General features: G+C 74.8%; 17 protein-coding genes. 7 read left to right on the top strand and 10 right to left on the bottom strand.

Annotated features, from left to right (window positions below; translation table 11 throughout):
* Window positions 1-23: 23 nt before the first annotated feature.
* The gene (locus tag BLS67_RS06515; protein WP_091242000.1) at window positions 24-287 is read left to right on the top strand and encodes a type II toxin-antitoxin system prevent-host-death family antitoxin; all 264 of its coding nucleotides are present in this window, start codon (window positions 24-26) and stop codon (window positions 285-287) included.
* Between the two features lie 382 nt (window positions 288-669).
* Here BLS67_RS06515 and BLS67_RS06510 read toward each other — a convergent pair whose 3' ends face one another.
* Window positions 670-1,770, bottom strand: a complete 1,101-nt coding sequence (locus BLS67_RS06510) for an epoxide hydrolase family protein (RefSeq protein ID WP_207500361.1) — start codon at window positions 1,768-1,770, stop codon at window positions 670-672.
* 339 nt (window positions 1,771-2,109) lie between these two features.
* On the opposite strand from BLS67_RS06510, the gene BLS67_RS06505 reads away from it, so the two are divergent.
* Entirely contained in the window at window positions 2,110-2,724 is a 615-nt protein-coding gene (locus tag BLS67_RS06505; RefSeq protein WP_091241667.1) for a TetR/AcrR family transcriptional regulator, read from the top strand.
* Between the two features lie 102 nt (window positions 2,725-2,826).
* Here BLS67_RS06505 and BLS67_RS06500 read toward each other — a convergent pair whose 3' ends face one another.
* The 4 genes from BLS67_RS06500 to BLS67_RS06485 are packed head-to-tail and all read right to left on the bottom strand — an operon-like array spanning window position 2,827 to window position 6,514.
* Window positions 2,827-3,843, bottom strand: coding sequence for a COG4705 family protein (locus BLS67_RS06500; protein ID WP_207500359.1), 1,017 nt, complete (start codon window positions 3,841-3,843; stop codon window positions 2,827-2,829).
* Window positions 3,836-4,447 (bottom strand): DedA family protein, encoded by a 612-nt coding sequence (locus BLS67_RS06495; protein ID WP_091241665.1) that lies wholly within the window; start codon window positions 4,445-4,447, stop codon window positions 3,836-3,838. The genes BLS67_RS06500 and BLS67_RS06495 overlap by 8 nt, the downstream gene beginning before the upstream one ends.
* 52 nt (window positions 4,448-4,499) lie before the next feature.
* Window positions 4,500-5,834, bottom strand: coding sequence for an ATP-binding protein (locus tag BLS67_RS06490; protein WP_091241662.1), 1,335 nt, complete (start codon window positions 5,832-5,834; stop codon window positions 4,500-4,502).
* Entirely contained in the window at window positions 5,831-6,514 is a 684-nt protein-coding gene (locus BLS67_RS06485; protein WP_207500357.1) for a response regulator transcription factor, read from the bottom strand. Before BLS67_RS06485 ends, BLS67_RS06490 begins: the two co-directional genes overlap by 4 nt.
* 91 nt (window positions 6,515-6,605) lie before the next feature.
* Here BLS67_RS06485 and BLS67_RS06480 point away from each other — a divergent pair, with 91 nt between their 5' ends.
* On the top strand, window positions 6,606-7,403 hold the full coding sequence (locus BLS67_RS06480; protein ID WP_091241659.1) for a COG4705 family protein: 798 nt from the start codon (window positions 6,606-6,608) through the stop codon (window positions 7,401-7,403).
* Window positions 7,404-7,461: 58 nt separating this feature from the next.
* Here BLS67_RS06480 and BLS67_RS06475 read toward each other — a convergent pair whose 3' ends face one another.
* The gene (locus tag BLS67_RS06475) at window positions 7,462-8,394 is read right to left on the bottom strand and encodes a GAF domain-containing protein (RefSeq protein WP_091241656.1); all 933 of its coding nucleotides are present in this window, start codon (window positions 8,392-8,394) and stop codon (window positions 7,462-7,464) included.
* Window positions 8,395-8,533: 139 nt separating this feature from the next.
* On the bottom strand, window positions 8,534-8,899 hold the full coding sequence (locus BLS67_RS06470) for a cupin domain-containing protein (protein WP_207500355.1): 366 nt from the start codon (window positions 8,897-8,899) through the stop codon (window positions 8,534-8,536).
* 144 nt (window positions 8,900-9,043) lie between these two features.
* Here BLS67_RS06470 and BLS67_RS06465 point away from each other — a divergent pair, with 144 nt between their 5' ends.
* Window positions 9,044-10,432 carry an NAD(P)/FAD-dependent oxidoreductase gene (locus BLS67_RS06465; protein WP_091241653.1) on the top strand — a complete coding sequence of 463 codons (1,389 nt, stop codon included), beginning with the start codon at window positions 9,044-9,046 and terminating at the stop codon, window positions 10,430-10,432.
* A gap of 34 nt (window positions 10,433-10,466) precedes the next feature.
* Here BLS67_RS06465 and BLS67_RS06460 read toward each other — a convergent pair whose 3' ends face one another.
* The gene (locus BLS67_RS06460; RefSeq protein ID WP_091241988.1) at window positions 10,467-12,053 is read right to left on the bottom strand and encodes a PucR family transcriptional regulator; all 1,587 of its coding nucleotides are present in this window, start codon (window positions 12,051-12,053) and stop codon (window positions 10,467-10,469) included.
* Between the two features lie 178 nt (window positions 12,054-12,231).
* On the opposite strand from BLS67_RS06460, the gene BLS67_RS06455 reads away from it, so the two are divergent.
* The 3 genes from BLS67_RS06455 to BLS67_RS06445 all read left to right on the top strand — a co-directional run bounded on the left by BLS67_RS06455 (window position 12,232) and on the right by BLS67_RS06445 (window position 15,944).
* Window positions 12,232-13,728 carry a CoA-acylating methylmalonate-semialdehyde dehydrogenase gene (locus BLS67_RS06455; RefSeq protein ID WP_091241650.1) on the top strand — a complete coding sequence of 499 codons (1,497 nt, stop codon included), beginning with the start codon at window positions 12,232-12,234 and terminating at the stop codon, window positions 13,726-13,728.
* A gap of 52 nt (window positions 13,729-13,780) precedes the next feature.
* A complete protein-coding gene (locus BLS67_RS06450) occupies window positions 13,781-15,172 on the top strand; it encodes an aspartate aminotransferase family protein (protein WP_091241647.1) in 1,392 nt (463 codons plus the stop codon).
* 139 nt (window positions 15,173-15,311) lie between these two features.
* On the top strand, window positions 15,312-15,944 hold the full coding sequence (locus tag BLS67_RS06445) for a VanZ family protein (RefSeq protein WP_207500353.1): 633 nt from the start codon (window positions 15,312-15,314) through the stop codon (window positions 15,942-15,944).
* Here BLS67_RS06445 and BLS67_RS06440 read toward each other — a convergent pair.
* Both BLS67_RS06440 and BLS67_RS06435 read right to left on the bottom strand, forming a co-directional pair.
* Complete coding sequence (locus BLS67_RS06440) at window positions 15,868-17,391, bottom strand: SpoIIE family protein phosphatase (protein WP_091241644.1); 1,524 nt, start codon at window positions 17,389-17,391, stop codon at window positions 15,868-15,870. The genes BLS67_RS06445 and BLS67_RS06440 overlap by 77 nt on opposite strands.
* Window positions 17,388-18,188, bottom strand: a complete 801-nt coding sequence (locus BLS67_RS06435) for an alpha/beta fold hydrolase (RefSeq protein ID WP_091241641.1) — start codon at window positions 18,186-18,188, stop codon at window positions 17,388-17,390. Before BLS67_RS06435 ends, BLS67_RS06440 begins: the two co-directional genes overlap by 4 nt.
* Window positions 18,189-18,264: the final 76 nt, after the last annotated feature.

Below are 18,264 nucleotides of genomic sequence, written 5' to 3'. Positions count from 1 at the left end.
GTCTTGTGCTGGACCCTCGCGCCATGGACACCATTTCCGACATGGTCACCGCCCGGGAGTTGCGCGATCGGCTCTCGGACGTGCTGGGCCGGGTGATGGATGGCGGGGAGCGCATCGGGGTGACCCGCAACGGCACGTTGGCCGCCGTCGTCGTCGGGGTGGCAGACCTGGAGGCGCTCGAAGAGCTGGAGATGGCGCAGGACGTGACGGCGTACCGGGCGGCCAAGGCTGAAGACGACGGGGAGCGGGTGCCGCTGGCCGAACTCCGGGATGAGCTCGCCGGATGACCGGCGCGCCGCCGGGTCCTCGACGACGTCCTCGACCAGGCACTCGTCGTGACCGTTGTGCGAGCAGGGCATTGCCGGGAGATCTACGACCGATATCGGGCCAGGTCGCCGATGTAGCAACCGGTGTAGCAACGCCAGACGGACGACGACCGTCCGCCGCGGATGACCACGAACGCTGAACCGCGCTGACCAGCGCAAACAGCACGTGCGCGGACACTGGCGGACTCCCTGGAGCAAGCTGGGGGTCAAGGGGTCGCAGGTTCAAATCCTGTCAGCCCGACAGAGAAGCAGCAGGTCAGAGGGGCCTCGTCCGGATGGGCGAGGTCCCTCTTCCTTCTGCGCTGCTTTGTACCGCGCCGCGCCCTGACTCGACCGGCCGGGCTCAGTGGGCGGGGAGGTCCTCGTGGACGAAGCGGCGGAGCTCGGCGACGAGCAGGACGGGGACCTCGATGCCCGGGAAGTGGCCACCGCGGGGCAGCTCGGTCCACGACACCAGGTCCACCGCCGGCTCCACGGCCGTGCGCACCGGCAGCCGGAGGTCGTGCGGCAGCACGCACACCGCGGTGGGCACGGTGCGCGACCACTCGTCGGCGGGGTGCATGCGGCGCTCCCAGTACAGCTGGGACGACGACCCGGCCGTGCGGGTGAACCAGTAGACGGCCGTGTTGGCCAGGACCAGGTCCACCGTGCCGGGGCCGAAGACGTCCGACGCCGGGTCGGTCCAGTCCCGGAACCGCTCCGCGATCCAGGCCAGCTGGCCGACTGGGGAGTCGGTGAGCCCGTAGGCCAGCGACAGCGGCTTGGTGGCCTGCGTCTTCATGTAGCCCAACAGCTCCTCGGCCTGGCGCTTCGCCCGCGCCGCTGCCCGCTCGTCACCGCCGTCCGCCGGTTCCAGGCCGTTGGTCATCGTCACGTGGATCCCGGCGACGTGGTCGGGGTCCAGGACGGCGAGGTCGCGCGCCACCCGCGCCCCCCAGTCACCGCCGTGCACGGCGTACCTGTCGTGCCCCAGCCGGGCCAGGAGCTCGGCCACCGCGCGGGCCATGCGCTGCGACGTCCAGCCGCCGTCGGGGGTGGGGCCGGAGAAGCCGTAGCCGGGCAGCGACGGCACCACGACGTGCATGGTCTCGGCCAGCGGCTGGACCACCTGCTGGAACTCCACGACCGAGCCCGGCCAGCCGTGCAGCAGCACCAGCACCGGGGCGTCCGGCCGGGCCGACCGCACGTGCAGCGCGTGCAGGCGGGTGCCGTCGACGGTCGTGGTGACCTGGTCGAAGCGGTTGAGCGCGGCCTCGTGCTCCCGCCAGTCCCACTCCCCGCCCCACCGCTGCGCCAGCCGGCGCACCAGGTCGGTCTCGACGCCGCGGTCGCCGTCCAGGTCCTGCTCCGGTGCCCACCGGGTGCGAGCCAGCCGGTCACGCAGGTCGTCGACCTCCGCCTGCGGCACCTCGACGCGGAACGGGACCACTGTGCTGTCGGTCATGCCCCGACCCTGCCCCCGCCGACGCCGGCCCGCCCGCCGAGGACAGCCACCGCACGACCTCGACGGCCTCGCCATTGCCCATCTCGGCGGCCACCAGCGCCTGCCCGGCCAACCCCGGGAGGACCGGCGGCTGCTGCCGTGTCCTGCGGCGCGGTGCCCCGCGGCGGGTTCGGCGGCTCCTCCCCGGAGGACGCCGAGTTCGACGCCGCCGTCCGGGCGTTCGTGACCGCACACCGGGCGCACTGACCGGCTGTCCCCGCGGCCGGGTTCGTCGAGCCCGTCAGGGTGTCCTGCAGCGTCGATACCGCGAATCGGATACGGGTCAGTACGCTGATCGGCATGAGCCGGGCCACCCCCGAGAACGTGCCGCTCCGCCCTCGACCGCGGCGGGACCAGGTCCGGGGGCAGGTGCTGGCCGCCGCGCGGCAGGTCTTCGCCGAGCGGGGGTTCGCCGGCGCGACCACCGACCACGTCGCAGCTGCAGCAGGGTTCACTAAGGGCGCTGTCTACTCGAACTTCCGCAGCAAGGACGACCTCTTCATCGCGCTCTTGGAGGCCGAGTCGGCCGCGCGGATCCAGGCGGTGGAACGGGCGCTGAGCGAGACGACAGACCTGGCCGGTGCACTGGTGGCCGTGGGTGGGGAGCTGTCCCGCCGCGACCCGCTGTGGCAGGTGCTGTACCTGGAGTTCGTCCAGCGGGCGTTGCGCGAGCCCGAGGTCCGGGCGGCGCTGGTGACGTCGCGTCGCGAGCTGCGCGCCCGCATCACCGGGGTCGTCGAGCGGTTCATGGCCGATCACCCCGTACGTGCTGGCTGGCGGGCAGGTGACATCACCGTCGTGCTGCTGGCGCTCTCCGGAGGCCTGGCCATGGAGGCGCTGCCCGACCCGTCGGCGGTGCACGACGAGTTGTTGCCCCAGGTGCTGGTCGACCTCCTGCAACCCGTCGACTCGTGACTCGGCGACGGGGTCGCGTCTCGGCGGCCGTGGGGGAGTCGTAGGCCTGGTGGTGACCCGACCCGAGCACCGCCGGGACGTCGAGCGGGGCCTCGAACCAGCTCACCGGTTCGTCCGCCGGGCGGTGCCGGTCACCAGCACGGCGATGAGCACGAGCCCGGCGGCGGCGACCGGGACGTCGCCGAGGCCGAGGCCGCCGGCCGGGTGCGCGGGCTTGCCGAGCCAGTCGGCGACCGAGGCGCCCAGCGGACGGGTGAGCACGTAGGCGGCCCAGAAGGCGACCACGGGCGGGAGCCCGAACCGGGCCCAGCCGACCCACGGGACCACGATCGCCGCGGCGAACAGCACGATCGACCCGGCGAAGCCCAGGCGCCAGACCACGGCGGCCAGGTCACCCAGCGCGGTGCCCAGGGCGAAGGTGGTCAGCACGGCCGCCCAGTAGAGGAGCTCGCGCCGGCGGGTGGTGATGCTGTGCACGTCGAGGGTGCCCTCGAGCCGGTGCCACCCGGCGAACACGACCGCCAGCGCGAGGGCGGCGAGCCCGGCGGTGACCGGGTAGGGCAGGCCGAGCAGCACGTGCGGACCGTCGGCGACCATGGTGCCGAACACCGCGACCATCGTGACCGCGGTCCAGTAGCGGCCCGGGTGGAACCGGTCGGCGCGCAGCTGCCACCACAGGGCGGCGACCAGGCCGAGGCCGGACACCGCGACCGCGACCGGCAGGTCCCAGGCCGCGGCTCCGTCTGCGGCGGCCTCACCGGTCCCGGTGGTGAGCACCTTGACCAGCCAGAACACCGCGGTCACGGCCGGGACCTTGACGGCCGCGCCCGGGACGCGGTGGCGGGTGTACGGGGCGTGCTGCGGCACGGGCTGCTCCAGGGCGTGGCGACGAGGCGGGGGGAGCTCGGCGCTGAGCCCGGCGGTCGGTGCACCGTCGGTGACGGCCGCGGTCATGGTGCGCCGGGAGTCCTGACCAGGACCTGAACGCCCGACGGGGTCCTCGGGCCCCGCCTCCCGCCAGGACCGTCCCCACCGCAGGGCCAGGGCGGTCACGGCGGCCACCGAGGCGGCGAACGCCAGCACCGTCAGCCCCAGGTCCTCCGCGACCCGCTCACCCACGGGCCCGGCTGCCCGACCGGGCCCGGAGGACCTCCACGGCGACGGGGACCAGGGACAGCACGACGACGCCCAGGACGAACAGCTCGACGTGGTCGCGCACGACGGCGACCTGGCCCAGCCAGAAGCCGAGCAGGGTGACCCCGACGGCCCAGGCGACGCCGCCGACGACGGAGTACAGGGCGAACCGGCGCAGGTCCATCCGGGAGGCGCCCGCCATGACCGCCGCGAAGGTGCGCACGACGGGCACGAAGCGGGCGACCACGATCGTGCGGGCGCCGTTGCGGTCGAAGAAGGCCTGGGACCGGTCGACGTACTCGGCCTTGAAGAACCGGCTGTCGGGGCGGTGGAAGACCGCGGGGCCGGCCTTCCGGCCGATCCAGTAGCCCACCAGGTTGCCCGCGACCGCCGCGACGGGCAGCAGGAGCAGCAGCACCCACAACGGCGCCACCAGGCCCCCCGCGGCGAGCAGGCCGGCGGTGAAGAGCAGGGAGTCACCCGGCAGGAAGAACCCGACCAGCAGCCCGGTCTCGGCGAACAGGACGGCCATGATCCCGACCAGTCCGAAGGTGTTGATGAGGGTGGTCGGGTCCAGGAAGCCGCTCATGCTCCCCACGGTCGCCGCCGGGCCCTGAACACCGCCTGAACGGCGGGTGGGCTCACCCGCGGGGCAGGGTGACCTCCACCCGACCGTGGTCGCCGGGGACGGCGACGACGGTCCCGCCGGCGGCGAGCGCCAGCCGCCGGGTGAGCGCCAGCCCGAGCCCGGCACCGCCGTGGCCGTCGGCGGGGTCACCGCGGAAACCGGGGTCGAAGACCCGGGCGGCGACCTGCGGGGTCAGGCCGGTGCCGTCGTCCAGCACGGTCACGACCACGCGGCCGGCCCGGGCCTCGCCGTGGACCTCGACCCGGGTGGCGGCGAACCGGACGGCGTTGTCGACCACCGGCGCCAGCGCACGGACCACGACGTCGGCGTCCACCCCGACGACGAGGTCCGGGTCGCCGGTGAGGACGACGGGCACGCGGGCGTCCGGGTCCGCCAGGGGTGCTAGCGCGTCCACCAGCCGCGCACGACCGGGGCTGACGGCCTCGGAGCTGCGGGCCGCGGACAGCATCGTCTCCAGGATCGACGCCATCGCGCGGGTGGACCGGTCGACGGCAGCGTGCGCGTCGGCGAGCTCGCGGGCGTCGCGGGGCTGGGCGCGCAGCAGGTCGATCTCGGCCTGCGCCCGGGCCAGCGGGGTGCGCAGCTCGTGGGAGAGCTCCTCGGTGAAGCGCTGCTCGTGCCGGAGGACGGCGGCCTGGCGGTCCAGGAGCTGGTCGAGGGTGCCGGCCAGCTCGGCGAGCTCGGCCGGGCGGGGGTCGTCGCCGAACCGCCGGTCGGTGTCGTCGGCGCTCCACCGACCGGCCTGGGTGCTCATGTCCTGGACCGGGCGGAGGGCGCGGGTGACGTTGGCGCGCAGCACCAGGTGCACGACGACGACGAGCAGCAGGGCCACCCCGATGCTGCCCAGCAGGGCGGTCCGCTCGATCTGCTGGTAGGGCGACAGCGATGTGCTGGTCACGACGGCGGCCACCTGCTGTCCGTCGTCGCTGAGCGGCAGAGCCCGCAGCCGCACCGTCTGACCGGTGTCGACGTCGACGGTGCCGGCGCCCTGGGCGGCGAGGTCGACGGCCCGGCGATCCAGCGTGTCGGTGCTGCCGGGCGGGCGCTCCACGATGCCGCCGGCGCCGTCGATGATCCAGGTGCCGACGTCCAGCGCCTGGTCGTCCCGGGCGTCCAGTACCGTCACCGTTCCGTCGGTGGCCACGTCCACGGTCTGCGCGACCGCCTCGGCGCGGGCCTGCAGGACGTCGTCGGCCTGGCCGGCCAGGACCCGTGCCAGCAGCGCGTTGGCGCCGACCGCGAGCAGCAGCACCCACAGCGCGACGACCAGCGTGGCCGACCAGGACAGCCGGGTGCGCAGGCTCGTGCGCGCGCACCGCCCGCTCACGTGAACGTGTAGCCCACGCCGTGCGCGGTCCCGATCGACCGGCCCGGGTCGCCGGCGGCGTCGAGCTTGCGGCGCAGCCGGGCGACGTACTGGTCCAGGGTGTTGTCGGCGACCTGCGCGCCGTCGGGCCAGCCGGCAGCCAGCAGGTCCCGTCGGCGGACCACTGCGCCCGGGCGAGCCATGAGCGCGGCGAGGACCCGGAACTCGGTCGGGGTCAGCCGTTGCCTCCCGGTCGGACCGACCAGTGCATGCGTGGTCGGGTCCAGGACCAGCCCGGTGGTCACCGGGTGCGCCGCCGCGCTCCGGCGCAGGGCCACCCGCAACCGGGCCAGCAGCTCGCTGAGGTGGAACGGCTTGGCCAGGTAGTCGTCGGCACCGGCGGCGAACCCGGACAGCACGTCGTGCAGCTGGTCCCGGGCGGTCAGGAACAGCACGGGCGCGGTGAGGCCGGCGGCGCGCAGTGCCTGGCAGACGTCGCGGCCGTCGGAGTCGGGCAGCCCGATGTCCAGCACCACCGCGTCGAAGCCGTCCGCGCCCGAGCCGCGCACTGCGCCCAGCGCGCCCGCGCCGTCCCGGGCGGTGACCACGGTGACGTCGTGCTCCCGCAGGCCCCGGGCCAGCACGTCGCGCAGGCCGTGGTCGTCCTCGACGACCAGGACCCGGGGCTGCAGTTCGCTCACGGCCCCATCATGGGTGACCGGACCGTCTGCGTTGCCCCGTCGGCGCGGAGCGTTCAGGTCGTGTGCAGGTGCCCCGTCCGACGCTGCCGCCATGATCACACCTCTGGCCCCCTCGACGGGGCGCGCGCTGCTGAACAAGGTCCCCGAGGTCACCCTCTGGTTCTGGGTCATCAAGATCCTGGCCACCACGGTCGGGGAGACCGCCGCGGACTACCTGGACGACACCCTGGGGTTCGGGCTGACCGGCACCACGGTCGTCGTCGGCGCGGTCTTCCTGGTCGTGCTCGGCTTCCAGTTCCGCGCCCGCCGGTACGTCCCGCCGCTGTACTGGGCCACCGTGGTGCTGATCAGCGTCGTCGGCACCCTGATCACCGACAACCTCACCGACAACCTGGGTGTGCCGCTGGAGGTCACCACCGCGGTCTTCACCGTGGCGCTGGCCCTGACCTTCGCCGGCTGGTACGCCGCGGAGCGGACGCTGTCGATCCACTCCGTCGTGACCCGCCGCCGGGAGGCCTGCTACTGGCTGGCCATCCTGTTCACCTTCGCCCTCGGCACCGCCGCCGGCGACCTCGTGGCCGAGAAGCTCGGTGCCGGGTACTGGCTGTCGGCCCTGCTGTTCGCCGCCCTCATCGGCGCCGTCGCCGCCAGCCACCTGGTGTTCAGGGCCAACGCGGTGCTCACCTTCTGGATCGCCTACGTCCTCACCCGCCCGCTGGGTGCCTCGCTGGGCGACGGGTTCTCCCAGGACCGGGTGGACGGCGGCCTCGGTCTGGGCACGACGCTGACCAGCGTGCTGTTCCTGGCCACGATCGTCGCCGTGGTGGCCTACCTGGCGGTCAGCAAGCGCGACCAGCCGCCCCCGGTCGAGGCCGGCGCGCTGCGGTGACCCACCCGACGAGCAGGGACGAGGACGACCTCACGGCCCGGCACGCGCACCGGTCCGGTCAGGCGCCGAGCCGGGAGCGACCCGGCTGCGAGCGGACCCCGATGAGGGCGTCCTCGGCGCGCAACCAGGTGTCGGCCATGCCGCCGGCCGGCTCCCGGGCCGCCCACCCGCTCGTGGCGCTGTACCCGGCGGTCCGGAGCGCGTCCTGCACGTCTCCGGCGGTCGTGCCCGGGTCCAGGTCGTCGTCCCCGGCGAGGAGCAGGCCGAACTGCCGGCCGTTGACCCGGCTCACCGGCAGGTCGCCGACCACGTCCCGGACGACGTCGGCGGCCCGTCGCACGCCTCGGGTGGTGCGGACCAGCCCCGTGTCGACCAGGACGACGGCGGCGTCCTGGGCCAGGTCGCGCGAGCGCTCCCCCTCGTCGCGGAGCATCAGCCCCCAGCCCCGTCGGTCGGGTAGCCGGGTCGCGGCGTCGGAGCTGCGCAGGGCGTGGTCGTAGCTCGCCCGCCGCTCGTCGGCGACGACGTCCAGCGCCGTCCCCAGGTCACGGGCGAGCCGGTCGGCCCCCTCGTGCAGCCGGGCGGCGATCGGGTCGACGTCGCCCTCGAACCGGCTGGCCGAGAAGGCGCAGAGGGTGCCCAGCAGGCGTCCGTCCGGCCGCCGGATGGCCGCACCGGCGTAGCCGGCGACGTGGTGGGCGCGGGAGCTCACCCGCACCTGGGGGTCACCGTGCCGGTGCAGGTCCCGGGACACCACCGGACGGCGGTCGACGAGCAACCGGTGGCACGCGGTGGTCTCGACCGGGAAGTGGGTCCCCAGGTGCACGGGCAGCGCGTCCGTGGCGCGGACGGCGGTCAGCGGCGTCCACCAGCGGTCCGTGGCACGGGCGACGAGGAAGAGGTCGAACTGCCCTCCGGTGGACAGGTCGGCGAGGGTGCTGCGGGACGCGGCGGCGAAGGCGGCGTGGGCGGACGAGCGGGCGAGCGGCACGGATCCTCCTGTGCACTTGCATACGAATCGGTTCCGTATATCCGGGTCCCGGATTGGCGCGGGGAAGGAGCGGGTTGAGCGGGACCGGGCCGGGATCCCCCGACCGGGTGACCCCGGGATCTCCGGCGGTCCGGGCACCTCAGGCGACGTAGACCTTCCGGACGGTCTCGGTGACCACCCACGTCGTCGCGTCGCCGGCCCGCAACCGGACCACCACCCCGGGGGCGAGCAGCACCGCGGAGCCGTCGGCGAAGGTCACCGAGCCCGCCCCGGCGAGGACGACGAAGACCTCGTCGACCTCGACGTCGGTCACGGTGCCGGTGGTCAGCTCCCACACGCCGACGGCGGTGCCGTCGTCGAGCAGGGTGCGGTGACCGGCCCGCGGCGCGCCGGCCAGCACGGTGCCCTCCGCCAGCGGGAGCTCCTCCAGCGGCTCGGCGGCGGCAGCCGGGCTGAGCAGGCGGGCGTCGGCAGTGGTCCTCGGGGCGTCGCTGGCGTCGGTCACTCGCCGATGGTGCACCCCCGACCGGGGGCGATCTGTCGCCGGACCGGCGTTCTCCCGACGATCTGCTGGGGTCCAGGGCCGGCGCGGTGGCGTTCACTCAGGACGGGTGGCCGACGACCGCGGCACCCGAGGAGGTAGGACCCCGTGACCGACCAGACCCACCGCCCCACCACCGTCGACGACGACCTCGACCGGGCGGTGCCGCAGTCGCCGTGGCTGGACACCGACCAGCGGCCGGCACCGCGCCCGCCGCTGGACGGCGACACCGAGACCGACCTGGTGGTCGTCGGCGGAGGGTTCACCGGGCTGTGGACGGCGCTGCGGGCCGTGGAGCGCGAGCCCGGTCGCCGGGTGCTCCTGCTGGAGGCCGACCGGATCGCCGAGCACGCCACCGGTCGCAACGGCGGGTTCTGCGAGGCCAGCCTCACCCACGGCGAGGTCAACGGCCGCGAGCGGTGGCCGGCCGAGTTCGACCAGCTGCAGCGGCTCGGGCTGGAGAACCTGGCCGGCATCGGCGACACCGTCCAGCGCTACGGCATCGACTGCGGGTTCTCCCTGCCCGGCATGCTCACGGTCGCGACCAGGCCGCACGAGGTCGCCGGGCTGGAACCGGGTACGCCCGGGTTCCTCGACGCCGCCGCCGTGCGGGCTCTCGTGCATTCGCCGACCTACCTGGCCGGCCGGGTCGTCCCCGAGGGCTCGGCCCTGGTCGACCCCGCCCGCCTCGCCTGGGGGCTGGCCCGGGCAGCGGAGTCCCTGGGCGTGCACATCGCCGAGGGCACCCGGGTCACCGACCTCACCCGGCGGTCCGGCCAGCTGCGGGTGACCACCTCGTCGGGCACCGTCACCGCCGCCCACGTCGTGCTGGCCACCAACGCCTTCCGCCCGCTGCTGGCCCGGCTGCGGTTCCACACCGTGCCGGTCTACGACTACGTGCTGGCCACCGAGCCGCTCAGCGCCGAGCAGCTGGCGTCGATCGGGTGGGAGGGCCGCCAGGGCATCGCCGACTCGGGCAACCAGTTCCACTACTACCGGCTCACCGACGACGACCGCGTCCTCTGGGGCGGCTACGACGCGATCTACCACTTCGGGCGGCGCATCGACAGCGCGCTGGAGGACCGCCGGGCCACCCACCGGCTGCTCGCCGAGCAGTTCTACGAGACCTTCCCGCAGCTGGCCGGTGTCCGCTTCACCCACCGGTGGGGCGGGGTCATCGACACCTCCACCCGGTTCGCCGCGATGTTCGGCTCCTCCTGGCGGGGACGGGTGGCCTACGCCCTGGGCTTCACCGGGCTGGGGGTGGGCGCCTCCCGGTTCGCCGCGGACGTGCTGCTCGACCTGCTCTCGGGTCGTGCGACCGAGCGGACCCGGCTGGAGATGGTCCGGCGCCGGCCGCTGCCCTTCCCGCCCGAGCCGCTGGCCTGGATCGGCATCCAGCTGACCCGGTGGTCGCTGAACCGGGAGGACGCCACCGGGCGACGCAACCTGTGGATGCGCGCCCTGGACCGCCTCGGCCTCGGCTTCGACAGCTGACCCCCGGCGGGACCCACGTCGCAGGGCAGCCGGCTCAGTGCGCCCTCGTCGACGCGATCTCCTCGGCCAGCAGGGCCACGTGCAGCGAGACCCGGACGTCGGGGTCGTCCAGGTCGGCGTGCAGCACGCGCTGCACCTTGGCCAGGCGGTCGTAGAACGTCGCGCGGGACAGGTGCAGGCTCGCGGCCGCGTCCGACCTGCTCCGCGGGTGCAGCACCAGCGCGCGGACCACGTCGACCAACCCGTCGCCCTCGCGCTCGTCGTGCTCGCGGAGCGCGGTCAGCTCGCGGCGCACGAACATGCGCACCCGGTCGTCGTCGGCGAGCATCGCCAGCAGCCCCCGCAGGTGCACGTCGGCCAGCCGCAGGACGTGCTCACCGGCCGCACCCGCCGGCACCGAGTCCAGGACGTGCCGGGACTCGTGCAGCGTGCGGTCCAGCTCGCCCACCCGGGTGGCCACCCGCCCCGCGCCGACCACCGCGCGCTGCCGCCGCTGCACCCGACGGGCCAGGTCGTCGGTGGCCCGCTCCGCGTCGGACCCGACGGCGAGGGAGAGCAGCACCCGGACGTCGCGGTCCACCGCCGCGACCAGCGCCGGCACCCGGGCCTCGTGCACGCTGTGCACGACGGCGGCGAGCACCTCGTCGGTGTCCGGCCGGGTGCCGTCGGGCGCCGTGGCCGGCCGGACGGCGAGACCCACGAACTGGCGCTTGGCCACGGGCAGGCCGGCCACCTGGCAGCGCTCCAGGAGCTCCGGGGACGTCGGGTCGGCCAGCAGGCCGAGCAGGAGCTCGGAGTGCGCGCGCCGGACCGGGCCGTCGCGGTGGCGGTCGTGCAGCCGGTGCAGGGCCAGCGCCGCGGCCGCCCGTTCCACGATCGCGGTGGCGCGCTGGGACGGGGCCTCGGGGCAGTGCAGCACCAACCGGCCCCAGCCGCGCTCGGGTCGGCCGATCCGGGTGACCAACCAGCCCCGCGCCGCATCCCACCCGGTGCGGTCGTCCAGCACCGCGGTGCGCGACCGCACGGTCCAGTCGGCCAGGAACGCGGAGGCGCCGTCGGGGCCCGGTCGGTAGTCCACGACGCCGTGCCGGTCGTCCTCCTGGACGACCGTCGCGCCGGCCAGCCGCGCGGTGGCCTCCAGGATCTGCGCCGGGCCGGCCTCGGCCATGCCCAGCTGGGTGAACACGTCGTGCACCCGCTGGGCCGACCGCAGCTCGTCGACCTGCTCGTCGACGATCCGCTCGCCGACCGCCTGGGCCACCGCCGCGAAGCGCACCTCGCGGTCCAGGGCCACCAGCGGCAGGTCCAGCTCCTCGCAGGCCACCACCAGGGCGTCGGGCACCCGCGACCACCGACGCCCCAGCTCGATGACCAGCCCGGTCGCCTCGCTCGCGTGCAGGCTCCGCGCGAACGACGAGAGCCCCGCCGCGTCGTCGGGGAGCGCGATGCCGGTGCTGAGCACGAGGTCACCACCGCGCAGGAGGGAGGCGATGTCCACCAGCTCGGTGGTGTGCACCCACCGGACGGCGGCACCCAGCCCCGCCGCGCCGGCCAGGACGGTGGGCCCGGCGCCGCGCAACGGCTCCATCGCCAGCACCTGGGAGACGGTCACCGCGCTCATGCGCATCCCTCCGCGGGTCGTCGTCCCGCCCGACGGACTGCCGGTCAGGGGCGGCCCGAGCGTACGGTCCGCCGCCCTGCGGACCGACCTGCGCGCGGGTGACGGATCGTCGGGCCGGACCGCACATCTCCGACAGATCGACTGCTCGACAGCCACCCCGGCCACCGAGGATGGGGCCATGGGCACCGCAGTCATCCCGCACTGGATCGCCGGCGCGCGCACGCCCGGCTCCGCCGCCTCGACCGCACCGGTCACCAACCCGGCCACCGGCCAGGTCACCGGCGACGTGGTGCTGGCCACCGAGGCCGACGTCGACACCGCGGTGGCCTCCGCGGCGGCGGCGTTCCCGGCCTGGCGGGACACCTCGCTGGCCAAGCGCACGGCGGTGCTGTTCCGCTTCCGCGAGCTGCTCGACGCCCGCAAGCCCGAGCTGGCCGCCCTGATCACCGCCGAGCACGGCAAGGTGCTCGACGACGCGCTGGGCGAGGTGTCCCGCGGCCAGGAGGTGGTCGAGTTCGCCTGCGGCATCCCGCACCTGCTCAAGGGCGGGTTCACCGAGAACGCCTCCACCGGGGTCGACGTGCACTCGGTCCACCAGCCGCTGGGGCCGGTGGCGATCATCAGCCCGTTCAACTTCCCCGCCATGGTCCCGATGTGGTTCTTCCCCGTCGCGATCGCCTGCGGCAACACCGTCGTCCTCAAGCCGAGCGAGAAGGACCCCTCGGCCGCGCTGTGGATCGCGCAGCTGTGGCAGGAGGCCGGTCTGCCCGACGGCGTGTTCACCGTCGTCCAGGGCGACAAGGTGGCCGTCGACCGGCTGCTGGACCACCCCGACGTGAAGAGCGTCTCCTTCGTCGGCTCCACCCCGATCGCCCGGTACGTCTACGAGCGCGGCACCCGGGCCGGCAAGCGGGTCCAGGCCCTGGGTGGGGCCAAGAACCACATGGTCGTGCTGCCCGACGCCGACCTGGACCTCGCCGCCGACGCCGCGGTCAACGCCGGTTTCGGCTCGGCCGGCGAGCGCTGCATGGCCATCTCCGCGCTGCTCGCCGTCGGCGGGATCGGCGACGACCTCGTCGCCCGGATCGCCGAGCGCGCCCGCACCCTGCGCACCGGGGACGGCACCACCGGCGCCGACATGGGCCCGCTGGTGACCCAGGTGCACCGGGACAGGGTCGCCTCCTACGTCGACGCGGGGGAGGAGGCGGGGGCGACGGTCGTCGTCGACGGCCGGGGCGTCCAGGTCGAGGGCGCAGCCGAGGGGTTCTGGCTGGGGCCCACGCTGCTGGACCACGTCACCCAGGGGATGAGCGTCTACACCGACGAGATCTTCGGTCCCGTGCTGTCGGTCCTGCGGGTGGACAGCTACGACGAGGCGCTCGCGCTCGTCAACGGCAACCAGTACGGCAACGGGACGGCGATCTTCACCAACGACGGCGGTGCCGCACGCCGGTTCCAGAACGAGGTCGAGGTGGGGATGATCGGCATCAACGTGCCGATCCCGGTGCCGATGGCGTACTACTCCTTCGGCGGGTGGAAGAACTCGCTGTTCGGCGACTCGCACGCCCACGGCCTGGACGGCGTCCACTTCTTCACCCGCAGCAAGGTCGTCACCACCCGGTGGCTGGACCCCAGCCACGGCGGGGTCGACCTGGGCTTCCCGCAGAACGCCTGACCTCCCACCACTCCCTCTCCCGCCGATCCCTCTCCCGCCTGGAGCCTGCACCGTGACCTCGATCGAGCACCCCCCGGCCGGCGTGCCGGACCGCACCGCCCAGCGCGCGGCGGACCACCTGTGGATGCACTTCGCCCGCCAGGGCCGTCACCCCGAGGTGCCGGTCCCGGTCATCACCCGCGGCGAGGGTGCCCACATCTGGGACAACCAGGGCCGCCGCATCCTCGACGGGCTGTCGGGGCTGTTCGTGGTCCAGGCCGGGCACGGGCGCCGGGAGCTCGCCGAGGTGGCCGCGAAGCAGGCCGGCGAGCTGGCCTTCTTCCCGGTCTGGGGCTACACCACCCCGGGGCAGGCCGAGCTGGCCGAGCGGCTGGCGCACCTGGCGCCGGGCGACCTCAACCGGGTCTTCTTCACCACCGGGGGCGGCGAGGCGGTGGAGACCGCGTGGAAGGCCGCCAAGCAGTACTTCAAGCTGCAGGGCAAGCCCGGCAAGCACAAGGTCATCTCCCGGGCCGTGGCCTACCACGGGACGACGCAGGGTGCCCTGGCCATCACCGGCCTGCCGGCGATGAAGAAGGACTTCGAGCCGCTGACCCCCGGCGGGTTCCGGGCCCCCAACACCAACATCTACCGGCACCCCGAGTTCGCCGAGGACGAGAAGGCGTTCGGGCTGTGGGCGGCCGACCGGATCGAGGAGGCCATCCTCTTCGAGGGCGCCGACACCGTCGCGGCGGTGTTCCTGGAGCCGGTGCAGAACTCCGGCGGGTGCCTGGTCGCCCCGCCCGGCTACTTCCAGCGCGTGCGGGAGATCTGCGACCGGCACGACGTGCTGCTGGTCTCCGACGAGGTGATCTGCGCCTTCGGCCGGCACGGGACGATGTTCGCCTGCGAGAAGTTCGACTACCTGCCGGACATGATCACCTGCGCCAAGGGCATGAGCTCGGGCTACGGGCCGATCGGGGCGATGATCGCCTCGGAGAAGGTCATCGAGCCCTTCCTCCGCCCCGGGGTGGCGTTCCCGCACGGCTACACCTTCGGCGGCCACCCGGTGTCCGCGGCGATCTCGCTGGCCAACCTGGACCTGATGGAGCGCGAGGGTCTCAACCAGCGCGTGCTGGACAACGAGGAGGCCCTGGGCGCCACGCTGCGCAAGCTGCTGGACCTGCCGATCGTGGGCGACGTCCGCGGCGACGGGTACTTCTGGGCCGTCGAGCTGGTCAAGGACAAGGCCACCAGGCAGACCTTCGACGCGGCCGAGCGCGAGGCGCTGGTGCGCGGCTTCCTGCCCGGCGCGCTGTTCGCCAACGGCCTGTACTGCCGGCCCGACGACCGCGGGGACGTCGTCGTCCAGGTCGCGCCGCCGCTGATCTGCGGCCAGGCGGAGTTCGACGAGATGGAGCAGATCCTGCGGGCGACCCTCACCGAGGCGCAGGGCCTGGTCTGATCCCGCTCCCGGCCGGCTGCCGCGGACGGGCGGGACCCGAGGACGAGGAGATCTCCTCCCGGCGGTGGATCCGGCGGCCGCCGGGGGCGGCCGATGATGCCTCCGTGACCCCCGCCCACCGCGCCCTCCGGCTCGCCCGATGACGGGGCAGGCCGTGCCGATGTGGCCGGTCGTGGTCCCGCTGACCGCGGTGGCCTGCGCCCTGCTGCTGCACCGGATGCGTCGCCGGGGCGTGCTGACCGGCCCCCGGGCGCTGCTGGTGGCCACGGCCTGCGTGTACCTGGCCGGCGTGGTCGCGAACACCGTGTGGCCGATGGTGCTGGGCCGGCGTCGGACCACGCCGTGGCAGGTCTACCTGGACCTGGTCCCGCTGAGCGGCACGGAGCTCGTCGACGCGGCCGGGAACGTGGTGGTGTTCCTCCCGCTCGGCTTCCTGCTGCCGCTGCTGCTGCGCCGCGCGTCGGCCGTCCGGGTCGTCTCCGCCGGGGCGGCACTCAGCCTGGCCATGGAGGTCGTCCAGTTCGTGAACGCCCTCACCCTCGCCGGGGGCCACGTCGCCGACGTCGACGACTGGCTCGCGAACACCGCGGGCGCCGCACTCGGCTACGCGCTGCTCCTCGGCGCGCGCCGGGTACCCGCCGTCGCCCGGGGGCTCCGGGCCCTGGCCCTGCACCCCGGCACACCCGCGCCGCCGGTCACCCGGACGCCGCCACCCCGCCCTGCTGCGGGGGCCCCGACCACCGCAGCAGCAGGGCGCACACGTCGTCGCTGACCACCTCGCCCTGCAGCATCACGGCGGTCACCGCCTCGGTGGTGTCGCCGAGCGACCGACCGCGGACCTGCTCGGCGGCCAGGGCGAGCGCGGCCATGCCCTCGTCCAGCCCGCGGTCGCGCCGTTCCACGAGGCCGTCCGTGTAGAGCAGCACCCGGTCGCCGGCCCGCAGCTGCAGGCTGGTCCCCGTGCGCGGGACCCCCTCGACGACGGCGCCCAGCGGGGTCGACCGGCCGCCCCACAGGTAGTGGTCGGGGCCGTCGGCCGGCAGCAGCAGCGGCGGGGGATGGCCGGCGCACGCGTACCGCAGGACCCCGGTGGCCAGGTCGAGCTCGGCGTAGGCGACGGTCGCCATCTGCGCGGTCGGCACCTGCTCCACGAACCGGTCCAGCCGGGTCAGCGCCGTCGCGGGGCCCGCCCCCGGCTCGGAGACGGCCCGGACGGCGCTGCGCAGCTGCCCCATCGCGCTGGCCGCCACCAGACCCCGCCCCACGACGTCCCCGACGACGACGCCGAGCGTGCCCGGGCCGACGAGGAAGACGTCGTACCAGTCCCCGCCCACCTCGAGCATCTCCACGCCGGCCCGGTAGGTCGCACCCACGGCGTAGCGGGGGTCGACCGGGGGGTGGACGGCGAGCATCGCGTGCTGGAGGGCGTGCGCGACCCCGGCGCTCTGCTCGTGCAGCCGGGCCCGGTCCAGGGCGAGCCCCGCCTGCTGCGCGACCGCGGCGAGCACGTCGGTGTCGGGCACCGGGTCGACGCCGGCCAGCACCAGCACGCCGGGGAACCCGGCCGCACCGGGCAGCGGGACCTCGAACCGGCCGTCGGCGGACCGGGGCGCGGGGCCGGCGGCGAGGTCGGGGGCCGACGGGGCGGGGACGGGGCCCTCGCCGCGGGCGGAGTGCAGCTGCAGGTGCCCCTCGACCGACGTCCACACCGCCGCCGTCGCAGCTCCCAGTGGCCCGGTCGCGGCCGTGAGCACCGCCTCGACGACCTCGCGGACCCCGGTCGCCCGGGACAGCCCCCACGTGACGGCCTGCAGCGTGCTCAGCCGGTCGACCGCGTGCTGGGCCTGCTCGCGCGCCGCGCGCAGCTCGCGCTCGAACCGCACCCGGTCGCGGGCACCGTGCAGCGCCACCCGGACGTGCCCGCTGCCGGGGACGACCGCGGCCGACAGCAGCACCGGCACCCGACCGTCCGGGCTCCGCAGCTCCACGCTGATCTCCTGCAGGCGGCCCTCGAGCTGCAGCCGCGGCGCGAGGTGGGTCTCCCAGTAGAGGCGGCCACCGACCGACAGCAGGTCCCCGAACCGCACCCGGTCGACGACGTCGGCGGCCGGTCGACCCGCCCAGGCCAGCAGCTGGTCGTTGACCCGGACGACGGTGCCGGCGGGGTCGAGGACCAGCAAGCCGCAGGGCGCCGCGGTCCAGTCGTCGGGGGCGCTCACCCGCGGTCGAGGTGGGCGCGCAGCACACCGACCAGCTCGGCGGGTGCGCTCAGGTTCGGGCAGTGCCCGGTGGCGGCCAGGACCACCAGCTCGCTGTCGGGCAGCTGGTCGTGCACGAAGGCGCCGACCTCGAGGGGGGCCAGCGCGTCGTCCGAGCACTGCAGCACGAGCGTCGGGACCGGCACGTGCGCGAGGTCGGCCCGGTGGTCGGACAGGAAGGTGACCCGGGCGAAGTCCCGCGCGATCGTGGGGTCGGTCCGGCAGAAGCTGCGCGTGAGCTCCTCGCCGAGCTCGGGGCGGTCGGGTGCGCCCATGATCACCGGTGCGATGTCGGCCGACCAGCCCAGGTGGTTGCCCTCCATCGTCTCCAGCAGCTCGTCGACCTCGTCGGCACCGAACCCGCCGCGGTAGCCGTCGTCGTCGACGAACCGGGGGTTGGGCGCGACCATGACCAGCTGCCGGACCACCTCGGGGCGGGCGATCGCGGCCAGCGCCCCGATCGTGGCGCTCACCGAGTGCCCGACGAGCACCACCGGCGGGAGACCCGACGCGGCGAGCACCTCGACCAGGTCGTCGGCGTAGGCCTGCAGCGAGGAGTACCGCTCCCGGTCGTACCCGGAGGTGTCCGAACCGCCGGCCCCCACGTGGTCGAGGGTGACCACCGGGTGGGTGGCCTCGAACGCCGGGGCGACGTGCCGCCACATCCCCTGGTCGCAGCCGAACCCGTGCACGAAGACGACCGGGACCCCGTCGGGGCTGCCGGTGACGGTGACGGCGTTCCTGCGGAGCGGGTCCACGGGGCACACGGTAGGGCGTGCACCCCCCGGTCCGGTGGGTCGGCCACGCGGCGTCGTCCCGGCCGGTCACCGGGAC

It is taken from the genome of Klenkia soli, from assembly GCF_900103975.1.
Classification (GTDB): domain Bacteria; phylum Actinomycetota; class Actinomycetes; order Mycobacteriales; family Geodermatophilaceae; genus Klenkia; species Klenkia soli.
The sequence above is the reverse complement of the archived record's forward strand: the minus strand, read 5'-3'. Positions and strand labels throughout refer to the sequence as shown.